9 protein-coding genes and 3 pseudogenes are annotated in these 12,388 nt (G+C 60.4%); 7 read left to right on the plus strand and 5 right to left on the minus strand.

From position 1 onward, the window contains the following. The 3 genes from AC0L7P_RS18445 to AC0L7P_RS18455 all read right to left on the minus strand — a co-directional run. The coding region (locus tag AC0L7P_RS18445) for an ABC transporter permease (protein ID WP_473435629.1) at positions 1-1,994 on the minus strand (1,994 nt) is incomplete at its 3' end. A gap of 63 nt (positions 1,995-2,057) precedes the next feature. After that, positions 2,058-3,080: an ABC transporter substrate-binding protein gene (locus AC0L7P_RS18450; RefSeq protein ID WP_473435630.1), complete on the minus strand. Its 1,023-nt coding sequence runs from the start codon at positions 3,078-3,080 to the stop codon at positions 2,058-2,060. Positions 3,081-3,339: 259 nt separating this feature from the next. Beyond that, positions 3,340-4,125, minus strand: coding sequence for a DeoR/GlpR family DNA-binding transcription regulator (locus tag AC0L7P_RS18455; protein ID WP_473435631.1), 786 nt, complete (start codon positions 4,123-4,125; stop codon positions 3,340-3,342). Positions 4,126-4,264: 139 nt separating this feature from the next. Between AC0L7P_RS18455 and phnD the strand changes: the two genes are divergently transcribed. From phnD to AC0L7P_RS18485, 6 genes and pseudogenes are all read left to right on the plus strand, one after another. Beyond that, positions 4,265-5,248, plus strand: a complete 984-nt coding sequence (gene phnD / locus AC0L7P_RS18460; RefSeq protein ID WP_473435632.1) for a phosphate/phosphite/phosphonate ABC transporter substrate-binding protein — start codon at positions 4,265-4,267, stop codon at positions 5,246-5,248. Between the two features lie 54 nt (positions 5,249-5,302). Then, positions 5,303-6,079 (plus strand): phosphonate ABC transporter ATP-binding protein, encoded by a 777-nt coding sequence (gene phnC, locus AC0L7P_RS18465; protein ID WP_473435633.1) that lies wholly within the window; start codon positions 5,303-5,305, stop codon positions 6,077-6,079. After that, entirely contained in the window at positions 6,076-6,870 is a 795-nt protein-coding gene (gene phnE / locus AC0L7P_RS18470; RefSeq protein WP_473435634.1) for a phosphonate ABC transporter, permease protein PhnE, read from the plus strand. The genes phnC and phnE (AC0L7P_RS18470) overlap by 4 nt, the downstream gene beginning before the upstream one ends. Beyond that, complete coding sequence (gene phnE, locus AC0L7P_RS18475) at positions 6,867-7,676, plus strand: phosphonate ABC transporter, permease protein PhnE (protein ID WP_473435635.1); 810 nt, start codon at positions 6,867-6,869, stop codon at positions 7,674-7,676. Before phnE (AC0L7P_RS18470) ends, phnE (AC0L7P_RS18475) begins: the two co-directional genes overlap by 4 nt. Beyond that, positions 7,676-8,011: pseudogene (locus tag AC0L7P_RS18480) on the plus strand (TIGR01459 family HAD-type hydrolase); the annotation flags it as partial. The gene phnE (AC0L7P_RS18475) and the pseudogene AC0L7P_RS18480, both read left to right, overlap by 1 nt. 329 nt (positions 8,012-8,340) lie before the next feature. Then, a pseudogene (locus AC0L7P_RS18485) lies at positions 8,341-8,412 on the plus strand (hypothetical protein); the annotation flags it as partial. 183 nt (positions 8,413-8,595) lie between these two features. Here the strand turns inward: AC0L7P_RS18485 and AC0L7P_RS18490 are convergent. Together AC0L7P_RS18490 and AC0L7P_RS18495 are read right to left on the minus strand one after the other, a co-directional pair. Continuing rightward, positions 8,596-9,493, minus strand: a pseudogene (locus AC0L7P_RS18490) (polysaccharide deacetylase family protein). A 70-nt stretch (positions 9,494-9,563) separates the two neighbouring features. Further along, on the minus strand, positions 9,564-10,571 hold the full coding sequence (locus AC0L7P_RS18495; RefSeq protein WP_473435636.1) for a GntR family transcriptional regulator: 1,008 nt from the start codon (positions 10,569-10,571) through the stop codon (positions 9,564-9,566). A gap of 189 nt (positions 10,572-10,760) precedes the next feature. On the opposite strand from AC0L7P_RS18495, the gene AC0L7P_RS18500 reads away from it, so the two are divergent. Continuing rightward, on the plus strand, positions 10,761-12,332 hold the full coding sequence (locus tag AC0L7P_RS18500; protein WP_473435637.1) for an ABC transporter substrate-binding protein: 1,572 nt from the start codon (positions 10,761-10,763) through the stop codon (positions 12,330-12,332). Positions 12,333-12,388 lie beyond the last annotated feature (56 nt).

Genomic DNA, 12,388 nt, shown 5'->3' on the forward strand with positions numbered 1-12,388 from the left:
ATCACCGCCGAAATGGACGTGATGGCCCGCACAAAGCTGTAAACCAGCGCGGCAAGGATCGCGGGGCGCATCAGGGGCAGGATCACCTTGCGCATGGTCCGCCCCGATCCGGCCCCCAGCGTCAGGGATGCCTCGTCCAGCGACCCGTCAAGCTGCGCCATCGCGGCCACACCGCCGCGCACGCCCACGGGCATGTTGCGAAACACGAAACAGGCAATCAAAATCACGGCGGTGCCGGTCATTTGCAGGGGCGGCAAGTTGAACGCCATGATGTAACTGATCCCGATCACGGTGCCGGGGATGGCAAAGCTCATCATCAGGGCAAATTCAAAGACGGGCCGCCCGGGGAATTGTTGTCTGACGATCAGCCAGGCCGTCAACAGGCCCACAGCAGCGGTCAGCGGTGCCGCGATCAGGGCAATTTCCATGGTGGTCCAGAAACTGTTCCAGGCCACGCCGGTCCAGCGAATGCCGTCTTCCCAGCTGACGCCGAACGCGCGCGTATAGTGTTCGAAGGTCAGCGAATGATCCAGACCCCAGACTTTCACGAAGCCGCCAAAGACGATCATCCCGTAAACGGTGATGGTAAACGCGGCCCATGCGATGGCCACAGTCGTCACCGGCCATGCTACGCGACGGGGCAGGCTGATGTGGCGCCCGCCGTCGCCCTTGCCCGTCACGGTGGCAAAGTTTTTGCCCGACAACCAAAGGCGCTGTGCCAGAAACGCCGACAGGGTGAACACCAACAACACGCTGGCCAGCACGGCGGCGCGGGCCGGGTCTGTCTGGGCGCCGACCACGGCAAAGAAAATCTCGGTCGACAGCACACCACCCGATCCGCCCAGAACCAGAGGGTTGCCGAAATCGGCCATGGATTCGATGAAGCCGATCAAAAACGCATTGGCCAGCCCCGGCGCCATCAGCGGCAGCGACACCTTGCGAAACGTCCGCCAGCGATCAGAACGCAAGGTCTGGCTGGCCTCTTCCATGCTGGGGGAAATGCCTTCGACCACACCGATCAGAACAAGGAAGGAAATCGGCGTAAAGCTGAGCATCTGGGCAATCCAGATGCCCGTCAGCCCATACAGCCAGCGGCCCAGTTCCCACCCGGTTGCGGCCTCGATCACATGGGTCAGGCTGCCCGAACGGCCCAAAAGCATGGTCAGTGCCAGCCCGACAACAAAAGGCGGCGTGATGATCGGCAAAACCGTCAGCAGCCGCAGCGATTTCTTGAACCGAAACCCGGTGCGCGTGGCCACCAGGGCAAAGACAAGGCCCAGAAAGGTTGTGCCCGTCGCCGTGCAGACCGCCAGAAAAAACGTCCGCCACGCAACGCCGCAATTGCCCCCGACAAGACAACTGAGCGACCAGATCTTAGGGTCAAGAATGTTGTTGCGCACGCCCTCGGTGGTGAACGACCCGTCATAGGTCTGAAACGCGCCGGTGAACATCGACACCAGCGGGTAAAACACAAAGACCGCAACAAGAACCACCAACAGCGTGATTGACCCAAGAACGAAAGCATCGCCTTTCAACGCGCCCCGTTCAGCGGCACCAAAGGCGACAAACAGCGCAAACATGACCCCGAGGATGATGGCGCCTGCGCCAAAGGCGGGCTGCCCCGCGACCTTGCCAAAGGTATGTTCCAAAAGGCCCCAGTTCCAGCCGCGCATCCCGACTGAAAGCCCCTCAACCAGCATCCAGGCGATGCCGATGGTGCCGATCCACACCAACATTCTGCCCCGCCGGTCACCCGCGGGCCGGGTCAGGCGCACCCCCGTTGCCAGCGCCAACAGCACCAGCACCGGCCAAAGCTGCCAGCGCCCGTCAAGGGCCTGCAACACCCCGGGCCGCACCTTTGACGACGAAAACAAATCCCCAAGCCACTCAAGGCCGAAGAAACCATGGTTATAGCGATACCAGGGCAGCACCAACAGCGCGATCAGCCCGGCCGCCAGGATCAGGTCAAGCCTGCGGTTGTCTCTGGATGTCATGGGGTATCCGGTGGTTCGCGCAAAAGGAGGGGCGCGCAGACAGTCCGCGCGCCCCGGTCAGGATCACTGCAACGGAAGGCTGCCGATCTCGTCATCCCAGCGCGACAGAAGTTCCTTGCGCCGCTCGGCACTGCCGTATTCGCCGAAATCATAGTCGATCAGCTTGATCGTCGAAAGATCGGGCGCTTCCTTGGGCGCCACGGCCGACGCGTTCGAGGGAATCTGGAACGATCCGGCCTCGGGCATCAGGCCCTGCACTTCGGGGGTCAGCACCCAATCGTAAAAGGTTTTGGCCTCGTCAGGGTTTTGCGCCCCTTCGATCATCGACATCGACCCGATTTCATACCCCGTGCCTTCGCAGGGCGCCACGACGGCAACCGGGAAACCGGCCACGGCCTGGGAAACGGCATCATGTTGGAAAACGATGCCAAGCCCGGTTTCGCCCCGCGCCGCTGCCTTGACAGGGGCCGAGCCGGATTTCGTGTATTGCGACACGTTGGCGTGCATTTTCTTGAGGAAATCAAACGCCTCGTCTTCGCCCATCAACTGTACCAGCGTGGCCAGCGCGGTATAGGCCGTGCCCGATGAATTGGGATCGGCGATCTGGATTTCACCTTTCAGGTCAGGGTTCAGAAGATCGGCCCAGCACAGGGGCGGCTCGATGCCCTTTTCCTTGAAGATTTCGGTGTTGTATCCCCAGCCAAGCGCCCCGGAATACACGCCAACGGTGCGATACCCCGATGTCTTTGCCTGGCCCTGCGCCCAATCGCGCAGTTCTTTCAGCATGGGGGATTTATATTCCGCGGTCAGCCCGTCCTGGGCGGCCTGAAGATGCGGATCGCCCGTGCCGCCCCACCACAGATCGGTCTGGGGGTTGCGCCCTTCGGCGCGGATCTTGGCATAGGCTTCGCCCGACGACAGGCGCACCATGTTCACGTCGATGTCGGTGTGGCTTTCCTCGAACGCGCTGACCAGCTTTTCACAGATCACCACATCCGCCGAACAAATCAGATTCAATTCCGCCGCCATTGCGCCGGTCGGCAACAGCATCACCCCGCCCAGAAGGGCGACTTTCAATGTCTTCATTCTATCCTCCCTGATGCCCGTCTCGTCGGGCTGACTGCTTTGCACAGCTTGTATGAGGCTGCACATTGCACCCCCCTTGTCAACAAATGTTCCTGCACAAACGATTAAATAAACAGCGTGGGAACCGCTTTGCACAGGATTGCGGTTTTTGTCCAAAACAGCGGCGGGATCAAAGCGCCGACAAGGATGCCGGGCCTGCGGAAACGTCGGATATCCCGGCTGCGCGGGGGTGAAAAATTCGCCCCGTGACCCGCAGCCTTCAATGGCACAGGATTCCCACCCCTTCGCGTGCAAGCGCCCGCGCCAGCCGCCCCTCGGGGATGGCATCGGTCACAAGCGTTCCGATTTCGCCGATGCAGGCAACCTTGGACAGGTTGGTTTTGCCGAACTTGCTGGCATCAATCAGAAAGTGACGCGCCACACTTTGATCCAGCATCGTACGTTTGACCGGCGCAAACCCTTCGACCACTTCTGTGACACCGTCCTCGCTCAGGGCCGAGGCGCCCAGAAAGCAGGCATCGACATGAAACCGGCGCAGAAATTCGCAGGTTTCGATGCCGGTCACGGCCGCCTCTTCGTTCAGATAGACCCCCGGCGCCATAATCACCCGGGCCGCCGGGGATGTTCCCAGGATCATCGCAACCTGCAAGCTGTTGGTGATCACTTTCACCCGCGTGCCATCCAGCGACAGGGCGCGCGCAAATTCCATGGTGGTGGCCCCCGCATCAACCATAAGCGTCTGCCCCGGCTTGACCAAAGACACGGCACGGCGCGCCAATTGCCCGCGTTCGCCCCGCCGTTCGCGGCGCCGTTCATCCAGCACCCGATGGGCGCCCGGCACCGGGGGCGACGCCCCGCCGTGGGATTTTTCCAACAATCCCTCGCGGTTCAGCGCCTCGATGTCGCGGCGGATCGTTTCCGTCGTCACGCCAAAGCGCACCGCCAGATCAGACACCCGCACATGGGCGGCAAGCCGCGTCTCAAGCAGGATTTGCGCGTGCCGCTCTTTCTTGCGCAGCCTGCGAAGTGAGCTGTCGTCGTGCATCTCGTCCCTCCAATGGGGGCAGGATATTTAATTTCACAGATTTATGTAACGGAAATGTTGCAAAACACAGATTTTAGTGGTGGTGTCTGTTGGAAGAGTTCCGCGACCCAACAGCGGATCATGCAAGGGAGGAGAAAATATGTTCAAGGATAAGATTTTCGGCGCGGGCGTACTGACGGCACTGGCCCTCAGCGCCACCACGGCCATGGCGCAAGAGGAATGCGCAAATCGCGGCGCGCTTGACGTGATGTATTGCGATGCCGACGGTGATCTGGTGGCAGACGCCCCGACCGACCCGGCCAAGCTGCAAGACCCCGACACGCTGGTCTTTGCCTATACCCCGGTCGAAGACCCGGCGATCTATGAAGACATCTGGAACCCGTTCATCGCCCATCTGGAAAAGGTGACAGGCAAGGATGTTCAGTTCTTCGCCGTTCAGTCGAACTCGGCCGAGGTTGAGGCCATGCGCTCGGGGCGTCTGCATATTGCGGGCTTTTCCACCGGCCCCACACCTTTTGCCGTGAACCTTGCCGGTGATGTGCCTTTTGCCATCATGGGCGCCGATGACGGGCAGTTCGGGTACAAGTTGCAGGTTTACACCCAGGCCGACAGCGACATCAAAACCATGGCCGATCTGGCGGGCAAGCGCGTGGCGCACACATCGCCCACGTCGAATTCGGGCAATCTGGCGCCGCGCGCCCTGTTCCCCGATCTGGGCGTTGTCCCTGACGTGGATTACGAAGTGACCTATTCCGGCAGCCACGACCAATCCATGCTGGGCGTTGTCGCGGGCGATTACGACGCCGCCCCCGTTGCATCCGAGGTGGTCGACCGCATGGCGGAACGCGGCCTTTACGATCCCGAAGATGTGCGCATCGTATGGGAAAGCGATTCGTTTCCAACCACATCCTATGGCTATGCCCATGATCTGACGCCCGAACTGAAGGCCAAGATCAAAGAAGCGTTCATGACCTTCGATTTTGCCGGCACCGCCTTGGGTGAGGAATTCACCGGGGTCAGCAAATTCATCCCCATCACCTATAAGGATCAGTGGGCCGTCATCCGCCAGATCCAAAAGGCCAATGGTGTTGAATACACGCCACAGGGTCTTGCCGCCGAGTGATGTCATACAGACGGGGCCGACGGCAATCGCCGGCCCCGCAATGAAAGTGTTTCCATGCTGAAGATCACTGATCTCGTCAAACGCTATGGTGCGGGCGATCCGGTTCTGAAAAATCTCAACCTTGCCATCGAAGGTGAAAGCGTCGTGTCGATCATCGGATCGTCGGGCGCGGGCAAAAGCACGCTTTTGCGCTGTATCAACCGGTTGGTGGAACCGACCTCGGGGTCGGTTGAACTGAACGGAACCGAACTGACCACCCTGCGCGGCAAGAATTTACGTGCTGCACGGCGCAAGATCGGCATGGTGTTTCAGGGGTTCAATCTGGTTGACCGCCTGACAGTCATGGAAAATGTGCAATCGGGGCGCTTGGGGTATATTTCGACATGGGCGGCGGTCATGCGCCGCTATCCCAAGGCCGACATCCGCCGCGCCTATGAATTGATGGAACGTGTCGGCATTGCCCAATATGCCAACACCCGGGCCGATCAGCTTTCGGGTGGGGAACGTCAGCGCGTCGGGGTTGTGCGGGCACTGATGCAAGACCCTGAAATCCTGCTGGCCGATGAACCGACTGCCTCGCTCGATCCGAAAACCTCGGAGCAGATCATGGGCCTGTTGCGCGATCTGGCCGGAGAGTTGAAGCTTCCGGTGCTTATCAACATTCACAACGTGAACGAGGCCAAGGAATATACCGACCGCATTGTCGGAATGCGCTATGGCCGGATCATTTTTGACGACGCCCCGGCAAAGCTCGATCAGGCCGCGATGGATGAAATCTATGCGGGCAGCCCCCATGCCGACCGCAGCCAGGACATGGCCGAAGCATCATGAGCACCCCGCGCGACACATGGTCCAAACCGCCCTTTATCGCCAACCCGGTGCTGCGATGGGCCGTTTATCTTGGGGCAATCGCCTATTTCGCATGGGTCGGGCTGACCATGCCCATCGACTGGAACCGGGTTGCCGCCGGGCTGGAACGCGCCGGGCGCATCTTTGGCGGGGCCTTCCCGCCCAGCTTTGCGCGCAGCGGGCTGTTGATCGACGGGTTTCTTGAAAGCCTGAAAATTGCGGTGCTGGCCACGGCGGGCGGGGTTATCCTGTCGATTCCCATCGCGTTCATGGCCGCGCGCAATATCGCGCCGCGGCCGATCTTTTACCTTGGCCGCGCCATCATCATCGTCGCGCGCAGCTTTCACCCGGTGATCGTCGCTATCCTGTTCGTCAAGGCGGTCGGGTTCGGGCCATTCGCCGGGGTGCTGACGCTTATCATCTATTCCATCGGGTTTGTTGCCAAAATGCTGGCCGAACGGATCGAGGAAATTGATTTTGGCCAGGTCGAAGCCATGCGCGCGGCGGGGGCGCCGTTCTTTTCCACCCTGATCTATGCGATCTTTCCACAGATCATGCCGCGCCAGATTGGCCTGACGATCTACCAGCTCGATTCAAATCTGCGCGCCTCTGCCGTGGTGGGCATTGTTGGCGCGGGCGGGATCGGCGCCACCCTTGCCAATGCCTTTGGGCGGTATGATTATGATTTCGCCCTCGCCATTACCATTGTCATCGTCGCCGTGATCCTCGTGTCCGAGGCGATCAGCGGCATTATCCGAAAGCGTATTCAATGACCTCGATTTCGGAACAGTTCGGGCGCGATGACTGGGCCCGGTTTACCCCGAAACAGAAACTGGCGCGGTGGGGCCTGCTGGCCCTTTGCGCCCTCGCGATCGCCTGGTCCCTGTCGTCAATCGAGGTGGTCTGGGCCTGGGTCTGGGGCGCGCCGGAACAAATCGGCGATCTGTTCGGGCGGATGTACCCGCCCGACGCGACCAACCTTGCAACCATCCTCAAGGTGTTGTGGGACACGGTGAACATCGCGACCTTTGCCACGGCCTTTGCCGTGATCCTGTCGCTGCCGGTGGCCTATATCGCGGCACAGAACACCACGCCGAACCGCGCCACCCTGTGGCTTGGGCGGCTGATCCTTGTGACATCGCGGTCGGTGAACACGATCATCTGGGCGCTGCTGTTCGTCGCCATCTTTGGCCCCGGCGCGGTGGCCGGGATCGTCGCGATCATGTTCCGCTCGATCGGGTTCATCGGCAAACTGCTGGGCGAAGCGATCGAGGAAATCGACAAGCGCCCGGTCGAGGCATTGGAGGCCACCGGCGCGTCGCGTTTCAAGGTGATCGTCTATGCCATCGTGCCACAGGTTTTGCCCACATTCTGGGCCGTCGCGATTTTGCGCTGGGATATTAACCTGCGCGAATCCACCGTTCTGGGTCTGGTGGGCGCCGGGGGGATCGGCATCATCCTGCAAGGCGCCATCGACACCTTCAACTGGCCCGAGGTTGCAACGATCCTGCTGGCCATTATCGCGCTGGTGATTCTGGGCGAAATCATCTCGGCGTTTCTGCGGCGCCGCATCCTGTGATGGATTTCGCAAAGGTCGATCCGGCGAAAGCCTTCGAGGCCTATCTGCGCCTGCGTCACCGCCTGCCTGCCGCGGCCTGTGACGGGCGCGGCATCAGCGCCGATTTCGCCGATATCACTGGGCCTTACGATCTGATCCTGTTCGATGCTTACGGCGTTCTGAACGTCGGTGAAACCGCCATTCCCGGCGCCGCCGAATCCATCCGCACCCTGCGTAAGGCCGGCAAGGATGTCGCCGTCGTGTCGAATTCCGCCGGGTATCCGAAACAGCAGATGATGCGCCGCTATGCCAGGCTCGGGTTTGATTTCACCCCGTCAGAGGTGGTGACAAGCCGCGAGGCGCTGTTGCGCCATCTTGAGGGCCTGCCAAAACGGCGTTGGGGGGTCATGTTGAACCCCGCCATTGACCCGGGCGAAATCGCGGATCTGAACACCATCACTCTGGGCGATGATCCAGAGGATTATGACCGCGCCGAAGGGTTCCTGCTGATCGGCGCCGACGATTGGAACGAAGCCCGTCAGGCGTTGCTGGAAAAGAGCCTGGCCCGCCACCCAAGGCCGGTTCTGGTCGGCAACCCCGATCTGGTCGCCCCGCGCGAAGGGGGTTATCGCAGGAACCGGGGTGGTTCGCGCACGGGCTGGCCGATGCAACGGGGGTTCAGCCGGTGTTTCTGGGCAAACCCTTTCCGGCGATCTTTGATCTGGCATTGGCGCGTTTCGAACACCCGCCCGAACCGGACCGGGTGCTGATGGTGGGTGATACCCTGCACACCGATATTCTGGGGGGCGGCAGGCCGGTTTCGCCACCGCCCTTGTCACCGCCCACGGATCATTGGCGGGGCTGGATATCGGTGATGCAATCCGGCGCGCGGCAATCACGCCGGATTACATCATCCCCCATATCTGACCCTGCGGCGATCTTACGAGGCGCCCAATCCTCCGGCCTGATCGGCGCAGTATCTTGCGATTTCCGCATGGGTGGCAACCCAGCAGTCGCCGGTTTCCCTGATCCGCTCAAGCAGTTGTTCAAGAATGAAAATCCGGCTGCGATATCCGGTGACATGGGGGTGCATGGTCAACAGAAACAGACCACCTTCGTCGCGCGCACCCTCAAATTCACGCAGAAAGATGTCAAGAACATCCGTGGGCGCCGTATAGGGCCGCTGCGCGCCGAACCGGTTCATCATGAAATAAACCGCATCGTCCCTGATCCATTCCACCGGCAGTTCGACAATGCCCGTCGCTTCGCCATCTTGCAGGATTTCATAGGGGTCATCATCGGCAAACAGCGAACTGTCATAAAGCAGGCCCATTTCCCGGGCGATGGACAGGGTGTTGGGGCTGTAATCCCACGACGGCGTGCGCATTCCCACGGGGCGGGTGCCGCTGATCGTTTCCAGCGTATCGGCGGCGCGCATCATCAGATCCCGTTCCGTGGCCGCGTCCAGCCCGGTGTTCAGCTCGTGAATCCAGCCGTGAATGCCGATTTCGTGGCCGTTTTCGGCAATGCCGCGCTGTTCGTCCGGGTGCAACAGGGCCGCGACGCCCGGCACGAAAAAGCTGGCCTTGGCGTCAAATTTGTCCAGGGTTTTCAGGATGCGGGAAATGCCACGGCGCGCCCCGTATTCCCCCAGCTCAGCCGCGCGACGGATTTGGCACCATCGCGCAATTCGTTGGTTTCATGATCGCTGTCAAAGGACAGCGCAACCGCACAGCGCGCGCCCCCGGCCACTTGGCCGGCAAAAGAGACCGCCCCGCGCGCACGGCGTTTACCTTGCCGCGCCATGTTGCTTCGTCCCATGTGTGTGGATCATTCATGCGTGTCCTCCATCAGGCTGTAAGGTTTGTCCGGTAATCACGTCGGCCTTCGACCCCGGACCAGTTGCTTTCACTTACTTTCATCCCGGGGTTCCTCTGCACGGCGGTGGGCACGTGCGGTTTCAATGGCCGGCAACAGTTCTGAGCGGATCGCCCGGCTGTCGGGGGTGTGACGGTATTCGATCGCCGTCTGATCCGACCGCAGCGCCTTGCGCAGATATTCGGCGCCGGTCGAAAAGATCAGCACGTCAACACGCGGCAGAACATCCGTCAGACCCTCATAATCGCGGGGCACGGCGGTGACCTGACTGACGTGCGCTGCATAGCGACCAATCCCGCTTTTGAGGGCGGACAGGAAATCATCATAATATGACACCGCCCAGACCCGTGCTTCGGGGGGGATGCTGGCCAGTGCAATGCGCGTTGCCTCGTTCGGAATCAGGGTCATTCCGATCACGGGCAGCCCCGGAAACAACCGGCTGGCCTCAGAGGTCAGGGTATAGGGGCAAAACACCAGATCAACATCAGGGCGGGCGCCCTGATCAATTTCGGCAACGCTGGCCGCGATCACGCTGTCGACCTCTTTGAGATGGGGGCGCAGATCGTTGGCATAGGCCTGGGTGGCATCGGGGAAATTCCCGAGAACCAGAACCCGCACCGGCGTCAAAGCGGCGGGCATGGCCATGGACAGGCGGAATGCAACATCCTGACGGGACAGACCCAACCGCCGTCCCGCCTCAAGCACCTCTGCAATCTGCACCTCGAACGCGGCAAGGCGCTGTGCCTGCGATGCCGGCAGGGGCATCCGGTCGGCCACGAACGTGCCGGACCCAAGGCGCCCTTCGATATGGCCGCGCTCTTGCAGGGCGGCATAGACGTTGCTGACCGTCACCGGAGACAGATTCAGGTGGGCCGCCAGCCGCCGGATGGAGGGCAGCCGGGTGTTCGCCGCAATGTCGCCAGTGCCGATCCCGTATTCCAACGCACCACGCAACTGAACCGACACCGCGACCGACGATTCCGGGTCGATCGCGGCAACAAGCCGGGCCAAACCGGCGTCGATATGATCTTTTCCCACACGCTCCATAGTGTACCATTGCAGCATAACGATTTCAGATACAAGATTATTTCATAACCAATACAGGTCTGATTACGCAAGAAATACAAGCAGTCCGGCAAGTATAATTGATAGATATACCATAAATACTTGACCAGTTTACACTTTGCCGGATAGCGTTACAGTAGACCATAGCAACTGGAGGGAAAGATGCTAAAAACAACAATAAGGTCGGGTCTCGCGGTTTTGGCCCTGCTGTCAGCGACATCGACCGTCGCGGCACAGGATCTGATCATCGGCGTGCGCGCCGGGCCAGATTCCATGGACCCACACTGGTCCACGCTGGGTGGCCAGGCCGAGGCGCTGCGCCATGTTTTCGATACCGTCGTGGATGTGGACGAAAACCTGCAACTCAAGCCGGGCCTTGCGCTCAGCTGGGAAGCGATCGATGACACCACCTGGGATTTCAAGCTGCGGGAAGGTGTGAAATTTCACGACGGCACCACCTTTGACGCCGAAGATGTGAAATTTTCGATCGAACGCATCCCCGAAGTCACCGGCCCGATGTCGATGACCCTTTACACCAAATACGTCGATACCGTCGAAGTGATGGACGACCATACCGTGCGGATTCACACCAAGGGCATGGCGCCATCCCTGCCCAACGATTTTACCCGCCTGTTCATCGTGCCCTCCGAAACCGGCATGGAAGCGGGCAACGAAGAATTCAACTCGGGCGAGAAAACCATCGGCACCGGCCCATATACCTTTGTGAGCTGGGAACCAAAAGGCGACATGGTACTCAAGCGCAATGATGATTACTGGGGCGACGCACCGGCCTGGGAAAATGTCACACGCCGCGAAATTCCCGATGATGCCGCACGTGTGGCCGCGTTGAAATCCGGTCAGGTCGATCTGATCAACTATGTTCCCGCCACCGATTATCTGTCCATGAAGAACGACTCCAGCGTCGATACCTTCATCTCGGATTCGGTTTACATCATGAACATCGCCCCCTCGGTAAAGGACGAAGAACCGCAGCCGATCAAGGTGAACGGTGTCGAGGTTGACGGTAACCCCCTTCAGGATCTTCGGGTGCGCAAGGCGCTGGATCTGGCGATCAACCGTGATGTTCTGGTCCGGGTGGTTCTGGAAGGTCTGGGAACACCGGCAAACCAGCTGATGCCAGAAGGATTCTTTGGGTATTCCGACAAGATTCCGGCACCGAAGTATGACATCGAACAGGCCAAGGCCCTGTTGGCCGAGGCCGGCTATCCCGATGGCTTCGAGATCGACTTTACCTGCACCAACAACCGCGTTCCCGGCGATGCCGTGGTCTGCGAGGCGCTGGCGCAAATGTGGTCGCGTCTGGGCCTGAAGGTCAACGCGTCGGCCCTGAACGGCACTGTCTATTTCCCCGCCGCCGCGCGCGAGGAATACACCATGACCATGTCCGCATGGGGCACCCTGACGGGTGAGGCCGCCTATACCTATGGCGCCCTTGTCCACACCAAAGACCCCGAAAAAGGGTTCGGAAACTTCAACCGTTCCGGCTATTCCAACCCCGAATTCGACAAGGTGTTCGGCGAGGGCGCACAGACGCTTGAACCCGAAGCCCGCAAGAAGCTGTACGAAGAAGCCTCGGAAATCGCCATGGAAGACCGTGCGTTGATCCCCACCGTGATCTTGCAAACGGTCTGGGTGGCCAAGGCCGGTACGCTTGATATGACCCCGCGTGTCGATCAGGAAACCCGCGCCTATGAAATCACGCCGCACCAATAAGCGGCGCTGACCGGCGCGCGCCAGTCCTTGGCGCGCGCCATTTATCATTTTCAAAC

This window comes from Oceaniglobus sp. K40-3, from assembly GCF_055808395.1.

Excerpts from the sequence above, each read along its gene's own strand:
- AC0L7P_RS18450 (WP_473435630.1), bottom strand. The coding sequence starts at position 3,080 with ATGAAGACATTGAAAGTCGCCCTTCTGGGCGGGGTGATGCTGTTGCCG.
- AC0L7P_RS18455 (WP_473435631.1), bottom strand. The coding sequence starts at position 4,125 with ATGCACGACGACAGCTCACTTCGCAGGCTGCGCAAGAAAGAGCGGCAC.
- phnD (WP_473435632.1), top strand. The coding sequence starts at position 4,265 with ATGTTCAAGGATAAGATTTTCGGCGCGGGCGTACTGACGGCACTGGCC.
- phnC (WP_473435633.1), top strand. The coding sequence starts at position 5,303 with ATGCTGAAGATCACTGATCTCGTCAAACGCTATGGTGCGGGCGATCCG.
- phnE (WP_473435634.1), top strand. The coding sequence starts at position 6,076 with ATGAGCACCCCGCGCGACACATGGTCCAAACCGCCCTTTATCGCCAAC.
- phnE (WP_473435635.1), top strand. The coding sequence starts at position 6,867 with ATGACCTCGATTTCGGAACAGTTCGGGCGCGATGACTGGGCCCGGTTT.
- AC0L7P_RS18500 (WP_473435637.1), top strand. The coding sequence starts at position 10,761 with ATGCTAAAAACAACAATAAGGTCGGGTCTCGCGGTTTTGGCCCTGCTG.